At 72.7% G+C, this 25,964-nt stretch carries 26 protein-coding genes; 14 read left to right on the plus strand and 12 right to left on the minus strand.

All coding sequences use genetic code 11. The features are described from left to right. Positions 1-67: 67 nt before the first annotated feature. On the minus strand, positions 68-1,477 hold the full coding sequence (locus O7613_RS17205) for an NYN domain-containing protein (RefSeq protein ID WP_282289292.1): 1,410 nt from the start codon (positions 1,475-1,477) through the stop codon (positions 68-70). Between the two features lie 126 nt (positions 1,478-1,603). Here O7613_RS17205 and O7613_RS17210 point away from each other — a divergent pair, with 126 nt between their 5' ends. The 5 genes from O7613_RS17210 to O7613_RS17230 all read left to right on the plus strand — a co-directional run bounded on the left by O7613_RS17210 (position 1,604) and on the right by O7613_RS17230 (position 7,209). Continuing rightward, on the plus strand, positions 1,604-3,361 hold the full coding sequence (locus O7613_RS17210) for a DEDD exonuclease domain-containing protein (RefSeq protein WP_281587384.1): 1,758 nt from the start codon (positions 1,604-1,606) through the stop codon (positions 3,359-3,361). A 128-nt stretch (positions 3,362-3,489) separates the two neighbouring features. Then, the gene (locus O7613_RS17215; RefSeq protein ID WP_281590171.1) at positions 3,490-5,277 is read left to right on the plus strand and encodes a RelA/SpoT family protein; all 1,788 of its coding nucleotides are present in this window, start codon (positions 3,490-3,492) and stop codon (positions 5,275-5,277) included. Between the two features lie 50 nt (positions 5,278-5,327). Further along, entirely contained in the window at positions 5,328-5,864 is a 537-nt protein-coding gene (locus tag O7613_RS17220) for an NUDIX domain-containing protein (protein WP_281587383.1), read from the plus strand. Between the two features lie 158 nt (positions 5,865-6,022). Then, a complete protein-coding gene (locus O7613_RS17225; protein ID WP_282294558.1) occupies positions 6,023-6,871 on the plus strand; it encodes a sugar phosphate nucleotidyltransferase in 849 nt (282 codons plus the stop codon). Positions 6,872-6,921: 50 nt separating this feature from the next. Further along, positions 6,922-7,209: an Lrp/AsnC ligand binding domain-containing protein gene (locus tag O7613_RS17230; RefSeq protein WP_281587382.1), complete on the plus strand. Its 288-nt coding sequence runs from the start codon at positions 6,922-6,924 to the stop codon at positions 7,207-7,209. Positions 7,210-7,271: 62 nt separating this feature from the next. Here O7613_RS17230 and O7613_RS17235 read toward each other — a convergent pair whose 3' ends face one another. The 5 genes from O7613_RS17235 to O7613_RS17255 all read right to left on the minus strand — a co-directional run bounded on the left by O7613_RS17235 (position 7,272) and on the right by O7613_RS17255 (position 12,453). Next, positions 7,272-7,946, minus strand: a complete 675-nt coding sequence (locus O7613_RS17235; RefSeq protein ID WP_281587381.1) for a DUF4142 domain-containing protein — start codon at positions 7,944-7,946, stop codon at positions 7,272-7,274. 217 nt (positions 7,947-8,163) lie between these two features. Next, the gene (locus O7613_RS17240) at positions 8,164-9,795 is read right to left on the minus strand and encodes a cytochrome b N-terminal domain-containing protein (protein ID WP_281587380.1); all 1,632 of its coding nucleotides are present in this window, start codon (positions 9,793-9,795) and stop codon (positions 8,164-8,166) included. Continuing rightward, a complete protein-coding gene (locus O7613_RS17245; protein ID WP_281587379.1) occupies positions 9,792-10,880 on the minus strand; it encodes a Rieske 2Fe-2S domain-containing protein in 1,089 nt (362 codons plus the stop codon). Before O7613_RS17245 ends, O7613_RS17240 begins: the two co-directional genes overlap by 4 nt. A gap of 67 nt (positions 10,881-10,947) precedes the next feature. Further along, positions 10,948-11,781, minus strand: a complete 834-nt coding sequence (locus tag O7613_RS17250) for a c-type cytochrome (protein WP_281587378.1) — start codon at positions 11,779-11,781, stop codon at positions 10,948-10,950. Positions 11,782-11,853: 72 nt separating this feature from the next. Then, the gene (locus O7613_RS17255) at positions 11,854-12,453 is read right to left on the minus strand and encodes a heme-copper oxidase subunit III (protein WP_091059316.1); all 600 of its coding nucleotides are present in this window, start codon (positions 12,451-12,453) and stop codon (positions 11,854-11,856) included. Positions 12,454-12,579: 126 nt separating this feature from the next. Between O7613_RS17255 and O7613_RS17260 the strand changes: the two genes are divergently transcribed. From O7613_RS17260 to O7613_RS17275, 4 genes are all read left to right on the plus strand, one after another. After that, positions 12,580-13,524, plus strand: a complete 945-nt coding sequence (locus O7613_RS17260) for a cytochrome c oxidase assembly protein (protein WP_282294559.1) — start codon at positions 12,580-12,582, stop codon at positions 13,522-13,524. Positions 13,525-13,577: 53 nt separating this feature from the next. Continuing rightward, positions 13,578-13,976, plus strand: a complete 399-nt coding sequence (locus O7613_RS17265; RefSeq protein ID WP_281587377.1) for a hypothetical protein — start codon at positions 13,578-13,580, stop codon at positions 13,974-13,976. Between the two features lie 91 nt (positions 13,977-14,067). Further along, the gene (gene trpD, locus O7613_RS17270) at positions 14,068-15,114 is read left to right on the plus strand and encodes an anthranilate phosphoribosyltransferase (RefSeq protein WP_281587376.1); all 1,047 of its coding nucleotides are present in this window, start codon (positions 14,068-14,070) and stop codon (positions 15,112-15,114) included. A gap of 119 nt (positions 15,115-15,233) precedes the next feature. After that, positions 15,234-15,431, plus strand: coding sequence for a hypothetical protein (locus tag O7613_RS17275; RefSeq protein ID WP_282289293.1), 198 nt, complete (start codon positions 15,234-15,236; stop codon positions 15,429-15,431). A gap of 704 nt (positions 15,432-16,135) precedes the next feature. Here O7613_RS17275 and O7613_RS17280 read toward each other — a convergent pair. Together O7613_RS17280 and coxB are read right to left on the minus strand one after the other, a co-directional pair. Continuing rightward, a complete protein-coding gene (locus O7613_RS17280) occupies positions 16,136-16,561 on the minus strand; it encodes a cytochrome c oxidase subunit 4 (RefSeq protein WP_281587374.1) in 426 nt (141 codons plus the stop codon). A 10-nt stretch (positions 16,562-16,571) separates the two neighbouring features. Beyond that, positions 16,572-17,540, minus strand: coding sequence for a cytochrome c oxidase subunit II (gene coxB / locus O7613_RS17285; protein ID WP_281587373.1), 969 nt, complete (start codon positions 17,538-17,540; stop codon positions 16,572-16,574). A gap of 170 nt (positions 17,541-17,710) precedes the next feature. On the opposite strand from coxB, the gene O7613_RS17290 reads away from it, so the two are divergent. Together O7613_RS17290 and O7613_RS17295 are read left to right on the plus strand one after the other, a co-directional pair. Beyond that, positions 17,711-18,862 carry an aminotransferase class V-fold PLP-dependent enzyme gene (locus tag O7613_RS17290; RefSeq protein ID WP_281587372.1) on the plus strand — a complete coding sequence of 384 codons (1,152 nt, stop codon included), beginning with the start codon at positions 17,711-17,713 and terminating at the stop codon, positions 18,860-18,862. Between the two features lie 5 nt (positions 18,863-18,867). Beyond that, positions 18,868-19,110, plus strand: coding sequence for a sulfurtransferase TusA family protein (locus O7613_RS17295; protein WP_282294560.1), 243 nt, complete (start codon positions 18,868-18,870; stop codon positions 19,108-19,110). A gap of 42 nt (positions 19,111-19,152) precedes the next feature. On the opposite strand, the gene O7613_RS17300 is transcribed toward O7613_RS17295, so the two are convergent. From O7613_RS17300 to O7613_RS17315, 4 genes are all read right to left on the minus strand, one after another. Next, entirely contained in the window at positions 19,153-19,665 is a 513-nt protein-coding gene (locus O7613_RS17300; protein ID WP_281587371.1) for an ATP-binding protein, read from the minus strand. Continuing rightward, positions 19,662-20,636: a carbohydrate kinase family protein gene (locus tag O7613_RS17305; protein ID WP_281587370.1), complete on the minus strand. Its 975-nt coding sequence runs from the start codon at positions 20,634-20,636 to the stop codon at positions 19,662-19,664. The genes O7613_RS17300 and O7613_RS17305 overlap by 4 nt, the downstream gene beginning before the upstream one ends. A gap of 186 nt (positions 20,637-20,822) precedes the next feature. Continuing rightward, the gene (gene erpA, locus O7613_RS17310) at positions 20,823-21,194 is read right to left on the minus strand and encodes an iron-sulfur cluster insertion protein ErpA (RefSeq protein ID WP_281587369.1); all 372 of its coding nucleotides are present in this window, start codon (positions 21,192-21,194) and stop codon (positions 20,823-20,825) included. A 136-nt stretch (positions 21,195-21,330) separates the two neighbouring features. Beyond that, on the minus strand, positions 21,331-22,488 hold the full coding sequence (locus tag O7613_RS17315; protein WP_282289294.1) for a glycerate kinase: 1,158 nt from the start codon (positions 22,486-22,488) through the stop codon (positions 21,331-21,333). Positions 22,489-22,531: 43 nt separating this feature from the next. Between O7613_RS17315 and nadA the strand changes: the two genes are divergently transcribed. The 3 genes from nadA (at position 22,532) to O7613_RS17330 (ending at position 25,953) form a co-directional block, all read left to right on the plus strand. Then, entirely contained in the window at positions 22,532-23,707 is a 1,176-nt protein-coding gene (gene nadA, locus O7613_RS17320) for a quinolinate synthase NadA (RefSeq protein WP_281587367.1), read from the plus strand. Positions 23,708-23,872: 165 nt separating this feature from the next. Beyond that, on the plus strand, positions 23,873-25,276 hold the full coding sequence (gene murA / locus O7613_RS17325; protein ID WP_281587366.1) for a UDP-N-acetylglucosamine 1-carboxyvinyltransferase: 1,404 nt from the start codon (positions 23,873-23,875) through the stop codon (positions 25,274-25,276). A gap of 29 nt (positions 25,277-25,305) precedes the next feature. Further along, positions 25,306-25,953, plus strand: coding sequence for a DUF3043 domain-containing protein (locus O7613_RS17330; RefSeq protein WP_282289295.1), 648 nt, complete (start codon positions 25,306-25,308; stop codon positions 25,951-25,953). Positions 25,954-25,964 lie beyond the last annotated feature (11 nt).

Here is a 25,964-nt window from a genome sequence, read left to right on the forward strand (position 1 = left end):
GATCTCGTACCAAGATCCAAGGCGCGTGAGAACGCGAGCGTGCGACGGCCCGGTGAGGCGACGTGGGTCAGGACCGGGCTAGCCGCCGCACCAGGGAGTCGGCGCCGAGCGGGTACGCGCCGTGCCGGCGTACCCCGTCGGCGACCTCGCGGTCGGACGAGACCACCACCACCGGCCGGCCGGCCGGCTCGGCGCGGACCAGCCGGCGGATCAGCTCGTCGGCGGTCTCGCCCTTGCGGGAGAAGAGCACCCGTACGCCGCGCGGCGCCGGCGGCAGCCCGTGGATCCGCTCGGCGCCGTCGAAGACCACGGTCACCTCGTCCCCGGTCTGCGCGGCGATCCCGCCCAGCCCGGTGATCAACCGCTTGCGCTGCTGTTCCAGCGACATCTCGCCGAAGCCACGTTTGGTGACGTTGTAGCCGTCCACCACCAGGTGCGCCCGGGGCAGGGCGAGGAGCTGGTCCAGCCGGGCCGGGTCGTCGGTGTCGCGGGCCCGCGTCGACGCGCCGGCCGGCGCGACCCCCGGCTGGTCGGCGTAGGCGTCGGCGACGAAGTCCGCCGGGAGCGTGTCCACCGGGTCCAGGGCCAGCTCCCGGCGCAGCCCGACGGCCGCCTGGCCGATCGTCTCCAGCAGCAGCCACAGCCGGGCGTCGTCGACCGAACGGGCCTCCTTGGCGCTGGCCCGGGCCACCCCGGCCGCGGCCTCCGCCTCGGCCAGCCGGGCCCGGGCGCGGCGCAGCTCGGCGTCCGCGTCGGCCGCCGCGCGGGCCGCCCGGCCCCGCTCGGTGGCAAGCATCTCGGTGGCCTTGCGCTCCCGGGCCTGGGTCTCCCGCAGGGTACGGGCCAACTGGCGGGCCTCCTCGCGGAGCTGCCCCAACTCCTCGCGGACCCGGGCCAGCTCGTCGCGGAGTTTCTCGGCCTCGACCCGGGCCACCGCCCGGTCGTGCTCGGCCCGGCCGGCCCGCTGTTCGGCCTCCCGGACCAGCTCGGCCACGACCGCGCTGTCCGCCTCGGCCCGCACCGCCGCGCCGCTGGCCTCGATCAGCTCCCGCCAGCCCCGCGGCCGGGCCAGGTAGGCGAGGGCGGCCACCTCGACCGGGTCGGCGGCGGCCGGCGCGGTGCCCTCCACCACCGCCGCCCCGAGGTCGCCGGCGTCGGCGAGCACCCGGGCGGTGACCCGCTGCCGAAACAGCGGATCGGCGGTGAGCTGGGCGGCGATCACCGGGGCGCCGAGCCGGGCGCGACGGTTCGGCGCGAACTTGGCGATCCGCCGCAGCGGCACCGGCACCTCGTCGGCGGGCAGCCCGGGCAGCACGGCCGCGGTCAGTGCGACGATCCGCTGCCGGACCGGCTCGGGGAGGGTGGGCTCGGGCTCGGGCTCGGGCTCGACCGTCGACGCATCCGCACCGGCCTCGGGCACGCCGGCCACCGGCTCCGCCACGGAGGAGCGGTCGTCGTGCGGCTCGGCGAGGGGCATGTGGCAAGTCTCCCACCCCGAACGGGCCCACCGCCCGGTGAGTGAGCCGATCTCTCATCGTACCCCCGTGGTAACGGTGGGGCGGCAGTGACGGGAGTGTCGGACCGTGCCGTTACCGTCCCGCGGGTGACGGGTGCGGAGTACGTCCAGGAGGCGCTGGCCGGGCTGGACCGGGAGGCGGGCGGCGGGGTCGATCCCGCGCTGCCGCTCTACGCGACCACCTTCGTGGTGGTCGACCTGGAGACCACGGGCGGCGCGCCGGACGGCGGCGGGATCACCGAGATCGGCGCCGTGAAGGTCCGCGGCGGCGAGGAGCTGGGCGTGCTCGCCACGCTCGTCAACCCGGGCGTGCCGATCCCGCCGTTCATCACCGTGCTGACCGGGATCACCCAGGCCATGCTGCTGCCGGCCCCGCCGATCGAGCAGGTGCTGCCGAGCTTCCTGGAGTTCCTCACCGACGCCGTGCTCGTCGCCCACAACGCCCCCTACGACGTGGGTTTCCTCAAGGCCGCCTGCGCCCGGCACGGCTACCGCTGGCCCAGTCCGCGGGTGCTGGACACCGCCGCGCTGGCCCGGCGGGTGCTCACCCGCGACGAGGTGCCCAACCGCAAGCTGGGCACGCTCGCCGCCTACTTCCGCACCGCCGTCCAGCCCACCCACCGGGCGCTCGACGATGCCAAGGCCACCGTCGACGTGCTGCACGGGTTGATCGGCCGGCTGGGCGGGCACCGGGTCGACACCGTCGGCGAGGCGATCGAGTTCGCCCGCGCGGTCACCCCGACCCAGCGCCGCAAGCGGCACCTCGCCGACGGGCTGCCGAAGGTTCCGGGCGTCTACATCTTCCGGGCCGCCGACGACCGTCCGCTCTACGTCGGCACGTCCGTCGACATCGCCACCCGGGTACGCAGCTACTTCACCGCCGCCGAGAAGCGGGCCCGGATCTCCGAGATGCTCGCCGCCGCCGAGCGGGTGGAGGCGGTCGAGTGCGCCCACTCGTTGGAGGCCGAGGTCCGCGAGCTGCGGCTGATCGCCGCGCACGCCCCGCCGTACAATCGCCGGTCGAAATATCCGGAGCGCCAGGTCTGGCTGAAGCTCACCGACGAGGCGTACCCCCGGTTGTCGGTCGTGCGTGACCTCGGGCCCACCGACGCGGCCTACCTCGGCCCGTTCCGCTCGAAGCAGGCCGCCGAGCTGGCCGCCGCCGGCTTCCACGACGCGGTGCCGCTGCGGCAGTGCACCCACCGGCTCTCCCGCCGCACCACCATGCCGGCCTGCGCGCTGGCCGAGCTGGGTCGCTGCCCGGCGCCCTGCGAGCACCGGATCACCCCGGAGGAGTACGACCGCCGGGCCGCCGCCCCGTTCCGCACCGCCACCCGGGACGATCCCGCGGTGGTGGTCGACGCCCTGCTCGCCCGGATCGAGGTGCTCGCCACCGCCCACCGCTACGAGGAGGCGGCGGTGGTCCGCGCCCGGCTGGCCGCGGTGCTGCGGGCGGCGGTCCGCATGCAGCGCCTGGCCGCGCTGACCGGGATCGCCGAGCTGGCCGCCGCCCGGCCGGCTGCCCGGGGCGGCTGGGAGCTGGCCCTGGTCCGGCACGGTCGGCTGGCCGGGGCCGGGGTGTCCCCGCCCGGTGTCCACCCGCGACCGACCATCACGGCGATCCGGGCCACCGCCGAGACCGTGCTGCCCGGGCACGGTCCGGTGCCGGCCGCCACCGCCGAGGAGACCGAACGGATCCTGTCCTGGTTGGAGCGCCCGGAGACCCGGTTGGTCGAGACGACCGCCGGCTGGGCCTCGCCGGTGGCCGGCGCGGGGCGTTTCCGCGACCTGCTGGCCAAGGCCGAGAACGGCGGATCCCACAAACTCTCGACCGAACGCTCATGACCAAGTGACCGATCGGACTACGTCCGCTCCCTTAGTCTGTTAAAGAAGTGCAGACCTGCCCGATTTCGCGGGCCTGCTCCCGGTCGCCGGCCCCGGCGACCGAGGGCCGGGGTGAGGAGGTGTCCCAGGTGGACGTCGACGCCGGACACGGCGCCGCCCTGGGCGGCTCCCTTCCGACCCAGGGAGAGCTGCCGCTCACCCGCCGGTTGCGCTCGCTGCTCACCTGGCCCACCGCCGACGGCGACCCGGTCACCGCCCTGGTCCGCGCGCACCGCGGCATCCACCCCAGCGCCGACGCCTCGGTGCTGCGCCGGGCGTACACGATCGCCGACAACATGCACCGTGGTCAGTTCCGCAAGAGCGGCGAGCCCTACATCACCCACCCGTTCGCGGTGGCACAGATCTGCGCCGACCTCGGCATGGACACCACCACCCTGGTCGCGGCGCTGCTGCACGACACGGTGGAGGACACCCGCTACACCCTCCAGGCGCTCCAGGAGGACTTCGGCCGCGAGGTGGCCCACCTGGTCGACGGGGTGACCAAGTTCGACAAGGCGTTCTACGGCACGGCCGCCGAGGCGGAGACCGTCCGCAAGATGATCGTGGCGGCGGGCAAGGACGTACGGGTGCTCGTCATCAAGCTCGCCGACCGGCTGCACAACATGCGCACGCTCGGGGTTCGCTCCGCCGCCTCCCGCGAGCGGATCGCCCGCAAGACGCTTGAGGTGCTGGTCCCGCTCTGCGACCGGCTGGGCATCCAGACCCTCAAACGCGAGCTGGACGACGTGGTGCTGCTGCACCTGCGGCCCGAGGAGCACGCGCGGATCGCCCGGTTCGTGCACGACCGGCCGGGCTGGGACGCCTACCTGGCCGACGTGGTGGCCCGCACCCGGGTGGCGCTACGCCGCAGCCGGGTGGACGCCGAGGTCTCCCCCCGCCCCCGGCACCTCTACTCGATCTGGAAGGACACCGTCGCCGGCGACCACACCGCCCCCTTCGACCTGCCTCGCATCGCCATCGTGGTGGACGGCCCGCCGACCGACTGCTATGCCGCGCTCGGCGCCGTGCACGGGCTCTGGCGTCCGGTGCCGGGCCGCTTCAAGGACTTCATCGCCTCCCCGAAGAACAACCTCTACCGGTCGTTGCACACGAGCGTCTGCGGCCCGCAGGACCGTACGGTGGAGGTGCTGATCCGCACCACCGAGATGCACCGCTCCGCGGAGTACGGCGTGGCCGCGCACTACCGCTTCCCGGCGGCGGCGGACCGGGCCGCCGCCCGGGCGGACGAGTTGGCCTGGCTGCGCCGGGTGCTCGACTGGGAGCAGGGGACCGTCGACCCGACCCAGTTCATGGCGTCGCTGCGCTGCGACCTGGCCGAGGCGCAGATCCAGGTGGTCGCCGACGGCCGGCAGGTCGTGCTGCCGGCCGGCGCCACCCCGGTCGACCTCGCGTACGAGCTGGGCACCGAACGCGGCGACCATTGCCTCGCCGCCCGGATCAACGGCCGGTTGGCCCCGCTCTCCTCCGAGCTGGAGGAGGGCGACGTGGTGGAGATCTTCACCGAGAGCGACGCCGAGAGCGGCTTCGAGGCCGACGTGGCCCCGCGCGGGCCGCGCCGGGAGTGGCTGGGCTTCGTCAAGTCGCCGCACGCGCAGATGCAGATCAACAGGTGGTTCGCCGAGCACACCGAGCCGGGCATCTCGATCGCCGACAAGGTCCGCCTCGGCCGGGCCTCGATCGGCCTGGCGCTGCGTACGCACAACCGGGGCCTCGCCAGCGACCTGCCGCTGCTGCGGCTCTCCGAGGAGCTGGGTTATCCCGACCTGGAGACGCTGCTGGTGGCCGTCTTCGACCGCTCGGTCGAGCCCGACACGGTGGTCCGACAGTTGATCGACCTGGTCGACCATCGGCAGTGACACGAGGGGCATTCGCCCGCCCCGACCCGCCGGCCACTAGCCTGGACGGCATGATCCCCCGCGCGCGTGCCACCGGACGGGCCCTCGGCTACCGGGTTTTCTACCGGCTCCCGGTCCCGTTGCGGCGGCGGCTGGTCCGGCTGGCCGTCCCGAAGTACATCGTGGGCGCGGTCACGCTGGTCCGGGACACCGAGGCTGACGGCGCGGGTCGGATCCTGCTGCTGCGCCAGCCGCCCGGCTACAGCTGGACCCTGCCGGCCGGCCTGCTGCAACGCGGTGAGGCGCCGGTGGCCGGCGCCGCCCGGGAGTTGCACGAGGAGTCCGGCGTCCGGCTCTCCCCCGACCTGCTCCGGCCGGCCGTGCCGAACGCGGTGGTGCACGCCAAGGGCTGGGTCGACATGGTCTTCGAGGCGGAGGTGCCGGCGTCGCGCACCGAGCTGACGGTGGACGGGGCGGAGGTCCTCGAGGCCGCCTGGCACCCGCTGGACGACCTGCCCCGGCTCAGCCGCGCCACCGCCAACCTGCTCGCCCACTACGGCATCGGCCCGCGCGCCGGCGAGGTCCCGCCGACGCCGCCCGCCTCGTGACCACCCCGGCTGCGGACGACCGCGCGTCGAACGACCGCGCGTCGGACGGCCGGGCCTCGAACGACCGCGCGTCGGACGGCCCGGCGCTGGACAGCCGGACGGCTGGTGGCCCCACAGCGGACGGCGGCGTGACCGAAGGCCCGGTGAGCAGCGGACCGTTGGCGGGCGTCGAGGTGTGCGCGGTGGTGCTGGCGGCCGGCGCGGGCACCCGGCTGCGCCCGCTGACCGAGCGGGTGCCGAAGGCGCTCTGCCCGGTCGCGAACGTGCCGCTGCTCGACCGGGCGCTGGCCCGACTGGCCGGGCTCGGGCTGACCGGCCCGGACCGAGTCGCGGTGAACGCCTGCCACCTGGGCGGTCAGGTGGTCGCCCGGGTCGGCGACCGGGCGCACCTGTCGGTCGAGCCCGGCGATCCGCTGGGCACCGCGGGCGGCGTGGGCCGGTTACGGGACTGGATCGCGGGGCGGGGCGTGCTTGTCGGCAACGCCGACGCGTACCTCGCCGATCCGGCGGCCCCGCCCGGTGCGGACGTGGCCGCGCTGCTCGACGGCTGGGACGGGCGGAGCGTACGCCTGCTCGGTCAGCCGGCGGACGACCCGGACGCCCCCGGCACCTTCGCCGGCCACCGCTTCGTCGGGTTCTCGCTGTTGCCCTGGCGGCTGGTCCGCGACCTGCCGCCGGAGTTCGGTGATCTGGTCCGGGCGGTGTGGCGGCCGGCGGAGGCGGCCGGCGCGCTGACCGTGGTCCCCTACCGGGGGACGTTCTACGACACCGGCACGCCGGCCGACTACCTGGCCGCGAACCTGCATGCCGCCGGGCCGGACGGGCTGGTCGACCCGGCCGCGACGGTGGACGGGCCGGTCACCCGCTCGGTGGTCGGCGCGGGCGCGCGGGTGCACGGCACGGTGGACCGGTCGGTGATCTGGCCGGGTGCGACGGTCGCCGCCGGGGAACGCCTCGACGGCGTGATCCGGGCCGGTGCCGACCTGACCGTCCCGGCCGCGCGGTGACCGCACCGCACTAGCATGGGCCTCGTCGCCGACGAACGGAGAAACGTCCCGTGATCACCGCGATCGTGCTGATCGACTGCGCCACCGACTCCATCCCCGAGGTGGCCGAGAACCTGGCCAACCTGCCCGGCGTCAGCGAGGTCTACTCGGTGGCCGGGCACGTCGACCTGATCGCCATGGTCCGGGTCCGCGAGTTCGAGCAGATCGCCCAGGTCATCGCCGGCAGCATCTCCAAGGTGCCCGGCGTGCTGAACACCGAGTCGCACATCGCGTTCCGCGCCTACTCGCAGCACGACCTGGAGGCGGCGTTCGCGATCGGGCTCGAAAACACCGACTGACGCGCGGGTGGCCGGCCCGCCCGGGTGCGGGCGGACCGGCCACCGTCGGCCGTCGCGGCTGGTCAGCTCTGCGCGGGCGCCGGGGTCTCCGTGGTGCCCGGAGCGGGCTCCTCGGTCCCGGTGCCGCCCGGAGCCGGCGACTCGGTGCCGCCCGTTCCCGGCGACTCGGTGCCGCCCGGGCTGGGCGTGCCGCTGCCGCTGGTCTGCGGCACCGGGACGCCCAGGGTCTGGGCCAGGGCCACCAGCGCGTCGTAGTGCGCCTGGAGGACCGGCAGCGCATCCTGGGCGATCTGCACCACGGACTGCTCGGAGCCCTGTGAGATCTCGGTCTGGGTGGCCTGGATCGCCTGGACGTGGCCGGCGAGCTGGGCGGTCACCCACGCCTTGTCGAACTGGGCCCCGTTGAGGCCGTTCAGCTTGTCGAGGACCTTCTGCTGGTCGGCCGTCGGGTCCGCCGGCAACTGCACGTTGAGCTGCTGGGCGGTCGACTTCACGGTCTGGTCCAGCTGGGTGTGGTCCGTGACGAACATCTTGCCCAGGTCCTTGACCTGCTGGTTGTGGCCCTTCTGCTGGGCCAGGTTACCGGCGGTGATCTCGAACAGGTTGACCTGGTGCAACGCCTGCAGATACTGGGTGTCCTGCGTCGACGGCTGCGCCGCCGCCTGCGTCGCCGCGGCCGGCGCCAGTCCCACCACCACCAGCGCGGCCAGCAGGCCCAGGCGTTTGATTCCCCACATGCGTTCCTCCCCCATGAGACGTCGGACCGCACGGATACCCGGCTGACCGGGGTTATTCCTGCGATTCCACCCGTCTGGGTCGGGGGCGGTGACTGTTAAGCGGGGGCCCCGCCACCTCCGAAAGCGTTAAGCGGGGCCCCCGCCTTAACGGCTGGGCGGAAATGAGCGTGGCGCCCACCGGATCCCCCGGCGGGCGCCACGTCCGTTTCCGCGTGCGTCAGCGACGGCCCTCGCCGCTGCTGATCTGCTCCCGCTCTCCGCGGGGCTCCACCGGGGGGTGACCCGGCGAGACGGGCGCCTCGGCCGGCTTCTCGATCGGGTAGAAGAAGCCCCGGATCGCCGGCCCGAGGGCACCGAGCCGGTTCATCTTCTTCGGCACCACCCAGCCGGCGTAGTCGAGCGCCGGCGCGTGGCCGTCGTGCCCGTCGGCCGACGTGAGCGGCTGGTGGACCTCGACGAACCGGCCGTCGGGCAGCCGCTTGATGATGCCGGTCTCCACGCCGTGGGCCAGCACCTCCCGGTCGTGCTGCTGGAGACCCAGGCAGAGCCGGTAGGTGACGTAGTAGGCAAGCGGCGGGATCACCAGCAGGCCCACCCGCCCGGCCCACGTCATCGCGTTCAAACTGATGTGGAACTTGTCGGCGATCACGTCGTTGGCGCCGGAGAGCGTCAACACCACGTAGAAGGCGACCGCCATGGCGCCGACCGCGGTCCGTGCCGGCACGTCCCGGGGCCGCTGGAGCAGGTTGTGGTGCCGGTAGTCCTTGAGGCGGCGTGCCTCCAGGAACGGGTACATCGTCGACAGGCCCACCAGGATGCCCGGGAGCACGACCGTCGGCCAGAACAACGGCGGGATGACGTACCCGTCGCCGATCGGAATGCTGATCTCCCAACCCGGCATGAGTCGGGTCGAGCCGTCGAGGAACATGACGTACCAGTCGGGCTGGCTGGCCGCCGAGACCACCCACGCCTCGTACGGGCCGAAGTACCAGATCGGGTTGATCTGGAAGAGACCGCCCATCAGCGCGACCACGCCGAAGACGACCATGAAGAAGCCGCCCTGCTTGAGCGCGTAGCGCGGGAACATCCGCTCGCCGACCACGTTGTCGTTGGTCCGGCCGGGGCCGGGCCACTGGGTGTGCTTCTGCTTGAACACCAGGCCCAGGTGCACGCTGATCAGCGCCACCAGCAGACCCGGGATGAGCAGCACGTGGGCGATGAAGAAGCGGCTGATGATGATCGTGCCGGGGAACTCCCCGCCGAAGATCGACGAGCTGACCCAGGAGCCGATCACCGGGATCGACAGGATGATGCCGGAGGCGATCCGCAGACCGGTGCCGGACAGGCCGTCGTCCGGCAGCGAGTAGCCGGTGAAGCCGGCCAGGAAGCCCACCCAGAACAGCAGCGAGCCGATGATCCAGTTGGCCTCACGCGGCTTGCGGAAGGCGCCGGTGAAGAAGATCCGGAGCATGTGCACCACGATCGCGGCCATGAACAGCAGCGCCGACCAGTGGTGCATCTGCCGCATGATCAGGCCACCCCGGACATCGAACGAGATGTCCAGGCTGGAGGCGTACGCGGCGGACATCGGGGTGCCCCGCAACGGCGCGTAGCTGCCGTCGTAGGTCACCTCGGTCATCGCCGGCTCGTAGAAGAAGGTCAGGAACACACCGGTCAGCAGCAGGATCACGAACGAGAAGAGCGCGATCTCGCCGAGCAGGAAGGACCAGTGGTCGGGGAAGACCTTGTTCAGCAGCCGGCGCAGCGGCGTGGCGACCTGGAACCGGTCGTCCACCGCCCCGGCGGTCTTGGCCGGCAGCGCGGCCGCATCGAACTTTCGGCGCTTCATGGCCGCTCCCAGAAGTCGGGACCGATGGTCTCGGTGTAGTCGGACCTCGCCACGAAGAAGCCCTCCTCGTCCACCTCGATCGGCAGCTGCGGCAGCGGCCGGTTCGCCGGGCCGAAGATCGGCTTGGCGTTGTCGGTGATGAGGAACTGGGACTGGTGGCAGGGGCAGAGCAGGCGGTTGGTCTGCTGCTCGTAGAGGCTCGCCGGGCATCCGGCGTGGGTGCAGATCTTGGAGTATGCGACGAAGTTGCCCCACATGAAGTCGCCGCGACCCTTGCGCTCGTTGGCGGCGCGCGACTTCTGCGCGTCGTCCTCGCGCAGGTGGATCAGCAGGGTCGGCGAGTCGGCGTGCTTGTTGCTGACCCCGCCCTCGATGCCCGGGAACACGGTGAGCTGGCCGCCGACGCTGACGTCCGCCGGGCGGATCGGCCGGCCGTCCTCGCGGATCAGCCGGATCTTCTCGCCGCCCTCGGCCGGCGCGAAGCCGGTGGTGAACATCTGGTTGTCCTTGTGCGGCTGCTCGATCAGACCGCCGATGAGCGGCGCCGCGGCGACCGCGCCGACCGGCGCGAGGCCGGCGAGCAGCGAGATGCCGAGCAGCGGACGACGCTTCACGCCGAGCTCGTCGGCCAGGTAGAGCATCGTCTCGCCGGTGATCTTGCGATCCTGCGGGTTGGCGGCCTGGTCGTGCCGGTCCTGGATCGAGACCTCCTTGGGCAGCAGCTTCTTGCCCCAGGTGAGGATGCCGAAGCCGATGCCGAGGAGAGCCAGGCCGAGGGTCAGGCCGAGCAGCGGGGTGTAGAGCTTGTCGCCGCCCCGGCCGGCCTCCCACTGCCACGGCCACCAGATGTAGATCACCAGGAAGGCGGTGGCGGCGACGCCGGTCAGCAGGAACATCAGGGCGACCGTACGGGTCAGCCGGCGCTCCGCCCGGCTGCCCGGGACCACCTGCTCCTCGTAGTGGACGATCTCGATGTCGTCCCGACGGGCGCCCTCCAGGACGACGTCGAACCGGGAGAGCCGGGGGTCGTTCACGTCGACCGGCTCCCGGCCCTGCGGGGCCTGGTGCTCGGTGTGGGTGCTCATGCCGTCACCTCGCTACGCGTGGCGCCGGTGGCCGGCACCAGGGCAATGATACAGATGTTCGGCCGGGTCACGACTTGCCCGCGATCCACAGGCTGGTGAAGACCAGCGCGACGATGCCGACCAGGAAGATCGCCAGGCCCTCGGTCGACGGGCCGTACCGGCCCAGGTTGAACCCGCCCTGGTCCTGGTCGCTCTTCAGCGTCTCCTGGATGTAGGCGATGATGTCCGCCTTCTCCTCCGGCGTGATCTGGTTGTCGCCGAACACCGGCATGTTCTGCGGGCCGCTCAGCATGGCGGCGTAGATCTGCCGGTCGCTGGCCGGCTTCAGGCTCGGCGCGTACTTGCCCGAGGAAAGGGCGCCGCCGCCGCCGCCGAACGCGTGGCACTGCGAGCAGTTGATCCGGAACAGCTCGCCGCCGGTGGACATGTTGGCGCCGTCACGCAGGTTGCCCGACGGCACCTGCGGGCCGCCGCCGAGCTCCTGGATGTACTGGCCGAGCTGGCGCACCTGCTCGTCGGTGAACTGCGGAGGCTTGCGCATGGCCTGGGCCTCCTGCCGGGCCATCGGCATGCGACCGCTGCCGACCTGGAACTCGACCGACGCCGACCCGACGCCGATCAGGCTCGGCCCCCGACCCTCGACGCCCTGGGCGTTGCGACCGTGACAGGTCACACAGCTCACGTCGAACAGCGCCTTGCCCTCGTTGGCGGCGGCGGTCAGGGGCGGGTTGTCCTGCGCCTGCACGCCCGGGGCGAAAACGGTGTAGGCGCCGCCGGCAAGCATCAGCGCGGCGGCCAGCCGGACCGCGGCACCCAGCCGGCGGCGGCCCCTGCTGCGCGCTACGGGCCGCCCGCGCAGTCGCGCGAGCAGACCGCGTCGGCGGTCGTTGTCAGAAGTCATGACCTGTGTCCTTAACCGGTTGGACCTTGTCTCAGGGGACGGAGCAGCGGCGCGGTTCGTGACGCGCCAAGATCACTGAAGCCAGTAGATCATGGCGTACAGCCCGATCCACACGACGTCGACGAAGTGCCAGTAGTAGGACACGACGATCGCCGAGGTGGCCTGGGCCGGGGTGAACCGGCCCATGGTGGTCCGGACCATGAAGATGATGAAGGCGATCAGACCGCCGGTCACGTGCAGACCGTGGAAGCCCGTGGTCAGGTAGAACATCGAGCCGTAACCGTCTTCGTTGATCTTGACGCCCTCGTGCACCAGGGTCCGGTACTCGTTCGCCTGGCCGAGCACGAAGATCAGACCCATCACGAAGGTGATCGTGAACCACCGGCGCAGGGCGTGGACGTCGCCCTTCTCGGCCGCGAAGACACCGAGCTGGCAGGTCACCGAGGAAAGCACGAGGATCACCGTGAAGGTGGTCGCGTACGGGATGTTCAGCACCTCGGTGTGCTTCTCCCACTGCTCCGGCGCCGCCGCGCGGATCGAGAAGTACATCGCGAACAGCGCCGCGAAGAACATGAGTTCGCTGGAGAGCCAGACGATCGTCCCGACGCTGACCATGTTGGGCCGCGTCAGAGAATGGATCCGGCTCTTGTCAATGGCTGGGGCCGCAGTCACGCGGTCATTATTGCCCTTGACCGGGACCGACGATCAGCGGGGTGGCAAACCCGCACCCACGGTGGCCCGATCGTGGTCGTCCGCTTCGCCTGACCTACGCTGAAAAGCGTGCTGCACGTCGATCAGATCCCGGCCGCCACCTCGGCGACCCTGGCCGCCGGAGGCGAGGCCGCCCCGCCGCCGTTCACCGTGGCCCGGGTGCTCACCGAGACGCGGCTGGAGAGCTGGCTCACCCTCGGCCTGGTGCTCGCCGCCGGGCTCTACCTCTACGGGGTGCACCGGCTGCGGCTGCGCGGCGACCGCTGGCCGGTGCTCCGCACGGTGGCGTTCCTCGGCCCTGGGCTGGGCGGCATCGCCCTGGTCACGGTCAGCGGGCTCGGCGCGTACGACACCGCACTGCTCTCCGTGCACATGGTGCAGCACATGGTGCTGGCCATGGTCGCGCCGATCTTCCTGGCCCTCGGCGCCCCGGTGACGCTGGCGCTGCGCACGCTGCCGGTGCGACCCCGCAAGCGGCTGCTCGCGGTCGTGCACAGCCGGGTGGCCCGGATCTACACCTTCCCGCTCGTGGCGTTCGCCATCTTCGTGGCGAACCCGTTCGTGCTCTACTTCACCAACCTCTACGAGTTCACCCTGCGGCACGAGTGGGCGCACGAGCTGGTGCACGCCCACTTCATCCTGACCGGCTGCGTCTTCTTCTGGCCGCTGCTCGGCCTGGACCCGCTACCCGGCCGCTGGCCCTACCCGGCCCGCGCGCTGCTCATGCTGCTGTCCGTGCCGTTCCACACCGTTCTCGGGCTCACCATCATGCAGAGCGCCACGCTGCTCGGCGGCGACTGGTACCCGTCGCTGAACCTGGCCTGGTCCGACCCCCGCAACGACCAGGTGGTCGCCGGTGGCATCCTCTGGGCCGGCGGCGAGTTCGTCAGCGTCACCATGCTCGCCGTGCTGGTGGTGCAGTGGATCAAGCAGTCCGAGCGCGAGGCCCGCCGGCTCGACCGCGAGCTCGACCGCCAGGAGGCCCGCGAACGCGCTGCCGAGGCGAGCGCCGGGGCCGGGCCCACGGGCTGACTGTGACGACCGCTACGATCAGCGGGCAGCTACGAGGTGGGAGCCACGTCACGATGAGCGATCGTCTTTGCACCGTCCTGCTCTACAGCGACGACCCGAAGGTCCGGGACCGGATGCGGCTCGCCGTCGGCACCCGCCCGGCACCCGGCATCGAGATCGAGTTCGTCGAGGCCGCCGACTACGCCGGCTGCGTCCGGCTGGTCGACGACTACGAGATCGACCTGCTCCTGCTCGACGGTGAGGCGAGCCCCGGCGGCGGCATCGGCATCGCCCGGCAGATCAAGGACGACCGGGACGACGCGCCGCCGACCTGCGTCGTGCTGGCCCGCGCCGCCGACCGGTGGCTGGCCGCGTACGCCGAGGTCGACGCCACGCTGACCCACCCGCTGGACCCGGTGACCGCCGGCAGCACCGTGGCCGAGCTGCTGGGCCGCACCCACGCCGCGGCCTGATCCACCCCCGCGGCACCAATCCCCTCGACGCCACGGCGACGCGGCCGTGGCGCGCCCCACTGCTTCACTCACGCCGCTCGGGAGGCCCGCCATGGGCGAACGGACCTGGCCGCTTCTGCTCAACGCGCTGCTGCGCGGCGAGGAGCTCTCCACCGCCGACACCGCCTGGGCGATGGGCGAGATCATGGCCGGCTCGGCCACCCCGGCCCAGATCGCCGGCTTCGTCGTGGCGTTGCGCACCAAGGGCGAGACACCGTCCGAGTTGGGCGGCCTGGTCGAGACGATGCTGACCCGCGCGGTGCCGGTGCGCCTGCCCGAGGACGTCCGCGCCACCGCGCTCGACGTGGTGGGCACCGGCGGGGACCTCGCCCACACGGTCAACATCTCCACCATGGCGGCGCTCGTGGCCGCCGGCGCCGGGGTACGCGTGGTCAAGCACGGCAACCGGGCCGCCTCCTCCTCCTGCGGCACCGCGGACGTGCTGGAGCAGCTCGGGGTGCCCCTCGACCTGACGCCGGAGCAGGTGGCCCGCTGCGTCACCGAGGCCGGCATCGGTTTCTGCTTCGCCGCCCGGTTCCACCCGGGCATGCGGCACACCGGCCCGGTACGGCGGGAGATCGGCATCCCCACGGCGTTCAACTTTCTCGGTCCGCTGACCAACCCGGCACGGCCCCGCGCGGCTGCGGTCGGCTGCTTCGACCGGCGGATGGCACCTGTGATGGCGGCCGTCTTCGCGGCCCGCGGCGACTCGGCGGTCGTGCTGCGCGGCGAGGACGGGCTGGACGAGTTCAGCACCGGCGCCCCGACCCGCGTCTGGGTCGCCCAGCAGGGCGCCGTCCGGGAGGTGCTGCTGGACGCGACGGAGCTCGGGGTGCCCCGGGCGACCCTGGCGGACCTGCGGGGCGGAGACGCGGTCCACAACGCCGACGTGGTCCGGCGGCTGCTGGCCGGCGAGACCGGCCCGGTGCGGGACGCCGTGCTGGTGAACGCCGCGGCGGCACTGGCGACCCAGGGTCCGCTCGACGGTGACCTGCACGAGGCGCTGCGCGCCAACCTCGGCCGGGCCGCCGAGTCGGTCGACTCGGGTGCCGCCGCGGCCGTGCTGGACCGCTGGCTGGACGTCGCGCGCGCCGCCTGAACGGGTCCCTGTCATACCCGCGTGCCAAACTACAGGGGAGTAATTTTCCGCTTTCGGTCGATGGTTCTGTTGGGGCGATGGCTCCCCGCCTCGGCCGGCCGGAGCGAGAGGAGACGCCCGTGTCGGACCGCGAACTCTACTGCGACAGCTGTGAGGGCGTCGTGCTGTTCGAGACGCCGTTCTGCGGCGACGGGCACGGCGCCGACTGCCCCGAGCTGGTGTGCACGGGCTGCGGGGCGGCCATGCTGGTCGCCATGATCGCGTTCCGCCCGACCCGCCGGCGCGCGCCACGCCCCTCTCACCGCCACGCCGCCTGACCCACCCCGCCACCCCGCCCCACCCGCCGGTCGACGCCGCAGCCTGGCCCTCCCCCACCGCCACGCCGCCGGACCGGCGACCGACCGCCGGGCAGGGCGAGCGACCGCAATCCGGGCAGGTCCGTCCGGAGGCGGGCGCTCCCTCTCCCCGAGCGGACGGCCGACAAGCGCAGACAGCGGGCTGACGCCGCCGAGCAGAGCGCGGTCTCCACCGGCGCAGCACAGGCTCCGCCCGCGCTCACTCCCCACCCGGGACCACTCTCCAAGATGCACGTCCCGCCTACCAAGATCTCTGATCGACGCCGACCCCTCGCGTCGAATCCGATCCGTCCACCCGGTGCATCGCCCCACCGTTGTCGACCCCGCGCCACCCCTGGTGGCTCCAGGCCGACGGCCAAGAGGTCGCGCCGCTACCGACGACCGACCTCGCAGTCGGCAACCCATGACCAGGCGACGGGCGCCGAGCAGAGGACGGTAGGCCGCGGATCGATGACCAGGCCCGTTGATCATGAGGTTGGCGGCATCGGTTGTCCGGATTGTCGCCGCCAACCTCATGATCAACGGGGGCAGGCGCGCCCGGGGAAGGACAGGGGCTGGGGAGGCAGCCCCGCGTGGGCGGGGGGGGTGGGGCAAGAGGAGGGAGGGGAAGCGGCAGGCCCGCGGCCCCCGGTGGGGGACGCGGGCCTGCGACGGTCGGAGAGGGGTCAGTGCTCGGCGGTGCGGCGGGTGCCGGAGTAGTACTCGAAGAGGAGCCCGCACGCGGCGAAGACCACCGCCACCAGGCCCAGCCCCAGCAGCCAGAACTGCCAGAACACGAGCCCCAGGCCGGCGATCGCGGCGGCCAGGGCCAGGCCGAACGGCCAGTAGCTGCCCGGGCTGAAGAAGCCGATCTCACCGGCGCCGTCGGCGATCTCGCCGTCCGGCCGGTCTTCCGGACGCAGGTCGATCCGGCGGGAGACGAACCAGAAGAAGCCGCCGCACATCGCGCACAGCAGGAAGGACAGCAGCAGGGCGACGGTGCCGACCCACTCGACGTTGCCGCCCTCGCCGTGCGTCCACGCGCCGTAGAGGATGGTGGCGCCGAGGAGGAACCCGGCGATGGTCAGAAAGATCTTCCACTCGGTCTTCATGCCGGACCCCTCAGCTTCCCGCGCCGGCCGTCGCGTCGGACGGGTTGAAGTTGGCGGTGTTGCGCCGCGTGTCGAAGGGCTTCGTGGTGGTGGCGTACTCGTCCACGCCGATCGCCTTGAGCGCGTCCTGGGTCGAGCTGCCGCCCTTCTTGGCGGCCAGGAACTGCTCGTACTTGTCCGGCGAGACGACCCGCAGCTCGAAGTTCATGAACGCGTGGTAGCTGCCGCACAGCTCGGCGCAGCGGCCGACGAACGCGCCCTCCTGGTCGATGCTGGAGACCTCGAAGGAGTTCCGGATGTTGCCCGGCATCACGTCGCGCTTGAACAGCAGCTCCGGCACCCAGAACGAGTGGATGACGTCGCGGCTCTGCTCCTCGAACCGGATCGACCGGCCGCTCGGCAGCACCAGCACCGGGATGACCTCGCTGGTGCCCAGCACCGAGGCGACGGTGTTGGCGTCGCGGCCCTGTCCGTCGCGGTAGTTGAACTGCCAGTTCCACTTGAAGGCGACGACCTCGACGGTGACGTCGGGGTTCTTCGACTCGTTCACCACATCGGTCTGCACGACCGCCGTGTAGTAGAAGAGCACGGAGACCACGAGGATCGGCGCGATGGTGTAGAGAAACTCCATCGGCAGGTTGTAGCGGGTCTGCACCGGCAGCTCGTTGCCGCGCTTGCGGTAGCGGATCACGCACCAGAAGATCAGGCCCCAGACGAACACGCCGACCGCGAGCGCCGCGATGCAGGAGGCGATCCACAGGTCGTACATCCGGTTCGACTCGGGCGTGATGCCACCCTGCGGCCAGCCGAAGCCGCCGAAGGTCTTGCCGACGTCACAGCCGGTGAGCGCGACAAGCAGCGCCGCTCCGCCGAGACCGAGCCCGGCGATCCGCCCAGCACCACGCCGACGCCCACCGGCCCCCGGGGAAGCGCTGTGCCGTACGGCCGACGGCCGTACCTCCGAACTCCTTGCGACCACCTGGTCCTGCCTCCCTAGCGCGCCGCGGCGGTTGTTTCCCTGACACCGACGGCAAAGGCGTCACCGACGGTCGCAGATTACTCGACCATGACCGGCCTGACCGTGTTGGGGTCACTGTCCGCCCCCATCGGGGGGATCTTGGGCGTACCCGGGCGATAGCGTGGAGCGTCATGAGTGACTCGCCGGTCTACCTGGACGCCGCCACCGCCGCACCGCTCCACCCGGTCGCGCGGCAGGCGATGCTGGCCGCCCTGGACGACGGCTGGGCGGACCCGGCCCGGCTCTACGCGCCGGCCCGCCGGGCCCGCCAGCTCCTCGACGCCGCCCGGGAGGCCGCCGCGCAGACCCTCGGCGTCCGCGCCGACGAGCTGTCCTTCACCCCCAGCGGTACGGCCGCCGCGCACGCCGCCGTGCTGGGTGGCCTGGCCGGGCGACGCCGGGCCGGTACGACGCTCGCGCACTCGGCGATCGAACACTCGGCGGTGTTGCACGCCGCGGCGCGGCACGTCGCCGGCGGCGGCGCGGCGGTCTCCGTACCGGTGGACCGGTCCGGACGGCTGGACCTGGACGCCTGGGCGGCGGCGGTGGCCGCGCCCGGGGTGGCCCTCGCGGCGCTGATCGGGGCCAGCCACGAGGTGGGCACGGTGCAGCCGGTGCCGGCCGCGGCGGAACTCTGCGCCGAGGCGGGGGTGCCGCTGTACGTGGACGCGGCGCAGCTCGTCGGCCGGGCGCCGCTGCCGTCGGGCTGGTCGGTGCTCACCGGCAGCGCGCACAAGTGGGGTGGGCCGCCCGGCGTCGGCCTGCTCGTGGTGCGCAAGGGCACCCGGTGGGAGTCGCCGTACCCGGCCGACGAGCGGGAGTCGGGGCGTACCCCGGGGGTGGTGAACCTGCCGGCGGTGGTGGCCGCGGCGGCGAGCCTGCGCGCGGCGGCGGCCGACGCCGCCACCGAGGCGGCTCGGTTGACGCCGTTGGTGGACCGGATCCGGGCCCGGGTGGCGGCGGAGGTGCCGGACGTGGAGGTGGTCGGCGACCCGGTGGACCGGCTCCCGCACCTGGTGACGTTCTCCTGCCTGTACGTGGACGGTGAGGCGCTGCTGCACGCGCTGGACCGGCGCGGCTTCGCGGTCTCCTCCGGCTCGTCCTGCACCTCGTCGACGCTGCGCCCGTCGCACGTGCTGGAGGCGATGGGGGTGCTGTCACACGGCAACGTGCGGGTGTCGCTGCACCGGGAGACCACCGAGGCGGACGTGGAGCGGTTCCTGGCCGAGCTGCCCGGGATCGTCGCGGACCTGCGGGCCGAGGCGGGGGTGACGAACCTGTGAGCGCGGTGAGCGAGCCGGACGAGGTGCTCGACTGCCGTGGCCAGCGCTGCCCGCTGCCCGTGGTCAACCTCGCCCGGCGGCTGCCCGGCCTGCCAACCGGGTCGGTGGTCCGGGTGCTGGCCGACGACCCGGCCGCGGCGGTGGACATCCCGGCCTTCTGCCGGATGCGCGGCCACGAGTTCCTCGCCGCCCACCCGAACGCCGGCCCCGCCTACGACGTGCGGGTGCAAGGCGGGGCCCCCGCTTAACGCCTGCGGTAGAGGAAGGGGCCCCGGTTAACACGGCGGCGGTCAGGTGAGGTACGCGAGGATGCCGGGGAGGGGGTCGGTCGCCACGGCGGTGTCGACCACCAGACGTGGGCCGATCAGCGGCTCGTATTCGGCCCGGCGCACAAGCGTCTGCTCCCAGGTCACGGTCCCGTGCTCGGCGGGCGGGCGGGCCTCGATCCGGCGCCGGTGCTCCGCCTCGTCCCCGCAGTGCACCTCGATCAACCGCAGCGGCACGCCGGCCCGCTCGGCCAGGTCGTGCCAGAGGCCACGGGCACCGGCCACCGGGTTCACCGCATCGATCACCACACTCAACCCCAGGCCGAGCTGCACCTCGGCGAGCCCGGCGACCGCGTCGTACGCGGCCATCCCGAGCCCGTCACCGACCGGGCCGTGCCGGGCCAGGGCCCGCTCGACCGGGTCGACCGGCAGGACCGGGGCGCGCAGCGCGACGCCGACCTGGGCGGCCAGCGTGCTCTTGCCCACACCGGGCAGCCCGGCGAAGACGACGAGCACCGGCCCGACCGCCTCGCTCACCGCAGGTGCGGCCGGACGTCCTCGGCGGCCGCGTCCCCGTACGACTCGGCGAGCCGCTTCACGAACAGGTCCCGGCGGACCTCGTACTCCTGACCGCCGAAGTTCTCCAGCACCAGGGTGGCGAGCAGGCAACCGACCTGGGCCGCGCGCTCCAGCCCGACCCCCCAGCCGAGCGCGGCGAAGAAACCGGCGCGGAAGCCGTCGCCCACGCCGGTCGGGTCGACCGCCTGGATCTCCCGCGCGATCGGCACCCGGACGACGCCGATCTCCCGGCCGGCGATCTCCACGCCCTGCTTGCCGAGCGTGGTGACCCGCACCTTCACCCGGTCCAGCAGTTGCTCGTCGGTCAGGCCGGCCTTGCTCAGCAGCAGCGACTTCTCGTACTCGTTGGTCATCAGGTATTCCGCGCCGTCGACCAGACCGAGCACGTCCGCGCCGTCCATCCGGGCGAGCTGCTGCGACGGGTCGGCGACGAACGGGTAACCCCGGTCCCGGCACTCGCCGGAGTGCCGGATCATGGCCGCCGGGTCGTTGGCGCTCACCAGCACCAGGTCGAGACCGCCGAGGCGCTGCGCCACCGGGCGCAGCTCGATGTTGCGGGCCTCGCTCATCGCCCCGGCGTAGAAGGAGGCGATCTGGCACATGTCGGTGTCGGTGGTGCAGACGAAGCGGGCCGTGTGCGCCACGTCGCTGACGTGCACCGAGTCGCAGTCGACGCCGTGCCGCTCCAGCCAGGAGCGGTAGTCGGCGAAGTCCGCGCCGACGGCGCCGAGCAGCACCGGCCGCAGCCCGAGCTGGGCCATGCCGAACGCGATGTTGGCGGCCGTGCCACCGCGCCGCAGCACCAACTCGTCGACGAGGAAGGACAGCGAGACCTTGTCGAGCTGGTCGGCGATGAGCTGGTCGGCGAAGCGGCCGGGGAAGCTCATGAGGTGGTCGGTCGCGATCGAGCCGGTTACGGCGATCTTCATGTCAACCCTCGTGGTCGGGAGCACGGCGCGGTCAGCCTACCGGGCGCTCCGAACGTCCGAACGGCGGTCGGTCGCCGGGTGCACAACCGGACGACACCGTCCGGACACCGGCCGGCCATGACAAAACGGCGGGGCCGTCCCCGGGAGGACGGCCCCGCCGTCAGGTCAGGCGTCGGCGGTGTCGACTCAGCTGAACGAGTCGCCGCAGGCGCAGGAGTTGCCGGCGTTCGGGTTGTCGATGGTGAAGCCCTGGGCGTCGATCCGGTCGGCGAAGTCGATGGTGGCGCCGGTCAGGTAGGGGGCGCTCATCCGGTCGACGACGACCTCGACACCGCCGAAGTCGGTGACGACGTCACCGTCGAGCGACCGCTCGTCGAAGAAGAGCTGGTACCGCAGGCCGGAGCAGCCACCCGGCTGCACGGCGACCCGGAGCCGCAGGTCGTCGCGGCCCTCCTGCTCGATCAGGGCCTTGACCTTCTGCGCCGCGACGTCGGTCAGGACGACGGTGCTGGGGGCCGGCGTGGCCTCGGTCGACTCGGTCTGCGCTGGCGTGGTCACGTGGAAGTCTCCCTGCGCGGTATGAGGTCCGGACGTACTGGCCAACGCCGCACGTCCGCCAGTATTCCCGGTGGTCCGTCTCCGATCGTACGCCGCGGCCGGCGCGCCCACCCGGTGGCGTGACCAGCGGAACCGGTCAGCGGCTCCACTGGCCGGCCAGGCGGGCGCCGAGCGCCCGCAGCCCCTCGGCGGGCCGTTCCATCGCCGCCGCCACTCCCCCGCGTTCCTCGCCGCCGAAGTGCTCGACCAGGCTGTACGCCTCGGTGACGCCGGCCGCGGCAGCCTCCCGCCGGCCGGTGCTCACCCGTCCCGCCAGCACCACACAGGGCACGCCGCGGTCGCGGGCGGACCCGGCCACCCCGGCGACCACCTTGCCGCGCAGCGACTGGTGATCGAAGGAACCCTCCCCGGTGACCACCAGGTCGGCGGCGTCAAGCGCGGCGTCCAGGCCGACCGCCCGGGTGACCAGCCCGATGCCCGATTCACACCGGCCGCCGAGCGCCAGCACCGCCGCGCCGAGACCGCCGGCCGCGCCACCGCCGGGCAGCGCGCCGAGCCCCGGCGGGCAGTCGGGCAGCTCGGCGAGAACGTCCGCCCACCGTTCCAGCGCGGCGTCCAGCAGCAGCACGTCCGCCCGGTCGGCGCCCTTCTGCGGCCCGAAGACGTTGCTGGCGCCGTGCAGGCCGAGCAGCGGGTTGTCCACGTCGGTGGCGGCGACGAGCGCCGCGCCACGCAACCGGGGTACGCCGTCGAGCGCGGCCACCCCGGCCAGCGCCGCCCCGCCGTACGGCAGCGCCCGGCCGGCGGCGTCGAGGCCGGTGACGCCGAGCGGGACGAGCATCCCGGCGCCGCCGTCGTTGGTGGCGGAGCCGCCCAGCCCGATCACCACGGTCCGCGCGCCCGCCTCGACCGCGGCGGTGACCAGCAGCCCCAGCCCGTACGAGGTGGTCGCCTTCGGGTCGCGTTCCGTTGCGGACAGCAGGTGCAGGCCGCACGCCTGCGCGCTCTCCACGTACCCCACCCCGTCGTCGGTGAGGAGGATCTCACCGGCGGCGGGCCGGCCGAGCGGGTCGACCGTGGGCACCGGGATCCGCCGCCCGCCGAGCGCCCCGGCGAGCACCGCGACGAAGCCGGGGCCGCCGTCGGCGAGTGGCTTCACCAGCAGTTCGTCACCGGGTGCGACGCTTCGCCAGCCCTCGGCCACCGAGGCGGCCACCTCGGGGGCCGACAGCGTGCCGGCGAACTTGTCCGGGCAGAGCAGCACGCGCATGCCGAGCAGTGTGGCAGGCCACATCGCGGGCGGCTGCGCGGCGGCCGGGCTGTGGGACCATGGGGGCGTGACGTCGACCTGGGTTGAGCCCTCCAACACCGCCACTGCGCTGCTGCTCCTCGGCCGCGGCAGCGACCCCGCCACCGAGCGTGGCGTGGAGTGTCCGGGTGACCTCCCCGCGCCGAGCGACCCCGACCTGGTGGCCCGCGCGGCGGCGGCGAAGGCCGCGCTCGGCACGAAGGTGTTCGTGCTGGGCCACCACTACCAGCGCGACGAGGTGATCCAGTTCGCCGACGTGACGGGCGACTCGTTCAAGCTGGCCCGGGAGGCGGCGGCCCGCCCGGACGCGGAATACATCGTCTTCTGCGGCGTGCACTTCATGGCCGAGAGCGCGGACATCCTCACCTCGGACGCGCAGAAGGTGATCCTGCCCGACCTGGCCGCCGGCTGCTCGATGGCCGACATGGCGGTCCTGTCGCAGGTCGAGACCGCCTGGGACACGTTGACCGACCTAGGCGTCGCGGCGGACACCGTCCCGGTGACGTACATGAACTCCTCCGCCGACATCAAGGGCTTCGTCGGCCGGCACGGCGGGGTGGTCTGCACCTCGTCCAACGCCAAGCGGGCCCTGGACTGGGCGTTCGAGCAGGGCCGCAAGGTGCTGTTCCTGCCCGACCAGCACCTGGGCCGCAACACGGCGGTGCTGGAGATGGGCTTCTCGCTCGACGACTGTGTGCTCTACGACCCGCACAAGCCGGGCGGCGGGCTCACCCCGGAGCAGGTGCGCGACGCGAAGATGATCCTGTGGCGGGGGCACTGCTCGGTGCACGGCCGCTTCACCCTCGACAGCGTGAACGACGTGCGGGCGCGGGTGCCCGGCGTCAACGTCCTGGTGCACCCGGAGTGCCGGCACGAGGTCGTCACCGCCGCCGATCTGGTGGGGTCGACCGAGTTCATCATCAAGACCATCGAGGCGGCCCCGGCCGGCTCGGCGTGGGCCGTGGGCACCGAGCTGAACCTGGTCCGCCGGCTGGCGCTGGCCCACCCGGACAAGCAGGTCATGTTTCTCGACCGGGCGGTCTGCTACTGCTCGACCATGAACCGGATCGACCTGCCGCACCTGGTCTGGGCGCTTGAGGAACTGGTCGCCGGCCGGGTGGCCAACCAGATCACGGTCGATCCCGACACCGCCGGACACGCCCGGGCGGCGCTGGACCAGATGCTCGCCCTGCCGGGCGCTTGATCACCGTCGGTAACCTGACTGGCACGTATGTGCACCGGAAGCCCCGGTTCGTGCCCCCGCTGGTGATGTGACCGATTCCATTTTCGTCACGGAGGGCTATGCTGCCGGGGCGACGACACACGCGGGCCAGTTTTTCGACGGCCGCGATCCGGGTAGCGAGAAACATTGCAGACCCTCACCTACACGGCAGTACCCAACGCGCTGGAGGTTGCGTTGACCGACGACGTCCTGGTCGTACACGGAGGCACTCCGCTCGAAGGGCGGATCCGCGTGCGCGGCGCGAAGAACCTCGTGTCCAAGGCGATGGTCGCCGCCCTGCTCGGCGACACACCCAGCCGGCTGTTCGACGTGCCGCGGATCCGCGACGTCGAGGTGGTCCGCGGGCTGCTCGGCCTGCACGGGGTGAAGGTGACCGACGGCACGGAGGACGGCGAGCTGGTCTTCGACCCGTCGAACGTCGAGAGCGCCAGCACCGATCAGATCAACGTGCACGCCGGGTCCAGCCGGATCCCGATCCTGTTCTGCGGCCCGCTGCTGCACCGCCTCGGCCACGCCTTCATCCCCGACCTGGGCGGCTGCCACATCGGCCCCCGCCCGATCGACTTCCACCTCCAGGCGCTGCGCGAGTTCGGCGCGACTGTCGACAAGACCCCCGAGGGCCTGCACCTGTCCGCGCCGAACGGGCTGCACGGCACCAAGTTCGCGCTGCCGTACCCGAGCGTGGGTGCCACCGAGCAGGTGCTGCTCACCGCCGTGATGGCCGAGGGCGTCACCGAGCTGCGCAACGCGGCCGTCGAGCCGGAGATCATCGACCTGATCTGCATCCTGCAGAAGATGGGCGCGATCATCAAGGTCCACACCGACCGGGTGATCGAGATCCAGGGCGTCAAGCAGTTGCACGGCTACACCCACCGGCCGATCCCGGACCGGATCGAGGCGGCGAGCTGGGCGGCGGCGGCGCTGGCGACCCGCGGCCACGTCGAGGTGCTCGGCGCGCAGCAGGCCGACATGATGACCTTCCTGAACATCTTCCGGTCGGTCGGCGGCGAGTACGAGGTCACCGACGCCCGGCCGCCGAAGCTCGGCGATCCGGGCCAGGAGGGCGGCATCCGGTTCTGGCACCCGGGCGGTGAGCTGAACGCGGTGGCCCTGGAGACCGACGTGCACCCCGGGTTCATGACCGACTGGCAGCAGCCGCTCGTGGTCGCGCTCACCCAGGCCCGGGGCCTGTCGATCGTCCACGAGACGGTCTACGAGCAGCGGCTCGGCTACACCGAGGCGTTGAACACGATGGGCGCCAACATCCAGGTCTACCGGGACTGCCTCGGCGGCACCCCGTGCCGCTTCGGCCGGCGCAACTTCAAGCACTCCGCGGTGATCGCCGGCCCGAGCAAGCTGCACGCCGCCGACCTGATCATCCCGGACCTGCGGGCCGGGTTCAGCCACCTCATCGCGGCCCTGGCCGCCGAGGGCACCTCCCGGGTGTACGGCGTGGACCTGATCAACCGGGGCTACGAGGACTTCGAGGCGAAACTGGCCGACCTCGGCGCGCACGTCGAGCGCCCCTGACCGCGTCTTCCCGGGCCCGGCGCACCGCGATGTGCGCCGGGCCCGACCGTTTGGCTACCCTTGCCGGCGTGCCGTCGCTGTTTCGTCGCAAGCCCGCCGACCTCGTCGAGGAGTCCGTCACCCCGGTGACGACCGACGAGGAGTCCGCCGCCGCCCGTCCTCGGGGCTACACGCCGAGCAAGAAGGAGCTCGGGGTGACCACCCCGAAGCGCCCGGCCGCCGGCCGCCGGCCGACCGCCCCGGCCCGCCCGCTGACCAAGGAGGAGGCCCGGGAGCAGCGCCGCACGGCACGCGCCGAGTCCGCCGCCGAGTTCCGGCGCGAGGGCGGCCCGCGTGACCGGGGCCCGGAGCGCCTGCTGGCCCGCAACGTGGTCGACTCCCGGCGTACGGTCGGCACCTGGTTCTTCGGCGGCGCGCTGATCGTGCTGGTCGGGTCCAACCAGGCCATGCCGCCGATCGTGCGGCTGCTGTCCAACCTGCTGTGGGGCGCGCTGGCCCTCGGCGTGCTGATCGACTCGGTGCTGATCACCCGGAAGATCAAGAAGCTGGTCCGCGAGCGCTTCCCCAGAAGCACCGAGAAGCTGGGCTCGCTCTACTTCTACGCGATCATGCGGTCGATCACGTTCCGCAAGATGCGCGCTCCCGCCCCCCGGGTCGCCATCGGCGACCAGGTCTGAGCGGAGTGTTA

This window comes from Micromonospora sp. WMMD975 (assembly GCF_029581215.1).
GTDB lineage: Bacteria > Actinomycetota > Actinomycetes > Mycobacteriales > Micromonosporaceae > Micromonospora.

Bases quoted from the DNA above. Each gene is read 5' to 3' on its own strand.
- O7613_RS17205 (WP_282289292.1), bottom strand. From the start codon at position 1,477: ATGCCCCTCGCCGAGCCGCACGACGACCGCTCCTCCGTGGCGGAGCCG.
- O7613_RS17220 (WP_281587383.1), top strand. From the start codon at position 5,328: ATGATCCCCCGCGCGCGTGCCACCGGACGGGCCCTCGGCTACCGGGTT.
- O7613_RS17235 (WP_281587381.1), bottom strand. From the start codon at position 7,946: ATGTGGGGAATCAAACGCCTGGGCCTGCTGGCCGCGCTGGTGGTGGTG.
- O7613_RS17240 (WP_281587380.1), bottom strand. From the start codon at position 9,795: ATGAAGCGCCGAAAGTTCGATGCGGCCGCGCTGCCGGCCAAGACCGCC.
- O7613_RS17245 (WP_281587379.1), bottom strand. From the start codon at position 10,880: ATGAGCACCCACACCGAGCACCAGGCCCCGCAGGGCCGGGAGCCGGTC.
- O7613_RS17250 (WP_281587378.1), bottom strand. From the start codon at position 11,781: ATGACTTCTGACAACGACCGCCGACGCGGTCTGCTCGCGCGACTGCGC.
- O7613_RS17265 (WP_281587377.1), top strand. From the start codon at position 13,578: ATGAGCGATCGTCTTTGCACCGTCCTGCTCTACAGCGACGACCCGAAG.
- trpD (WP_281587376.1), top strand. From the start codon at position 14,068: ATGGGCGAACGGACCTGGCCGCTTCTGCTCAACGCGCTGCTGCGCGGC.
- O7613_RS17280 (WP_281587374.1), bottom strand. From the start codon at position 16,561: ATGAAGACCGAGTGGAAGATCTTTCTGACCATCGCCGGGTTCCTCCTC.
- O7613_RS17290 (WP_281587372.1), top strand. From the start codon at position 17,711: ATGAGTGACTCGCCGGTCTACCTGGACGCCGCCACCGCCGCACCGCTC.
- O7613_RS17305 (WP_281587370.1), bottom strand. From the start codon at position 20,636: ATGAAGATCGCCGTAACCGGCTCGATCGCGACCGACCACCTCATGAGC.
- O7613_RS17315 (WP_282289294.1), bottom strand. From the start codon at position 22,488: ATGTGGCCTGCCACACTGCTCGGCATGCGCGTGCTGCTCTGCCCGGAC.
- O7613_RS17330 (WP_282289295.1), top strand. From the start codon at position 25,306: ATGTGCGCCGGGCCCGACCGTTTGGCTACCCTTGCCGGCGTGCCGTCG.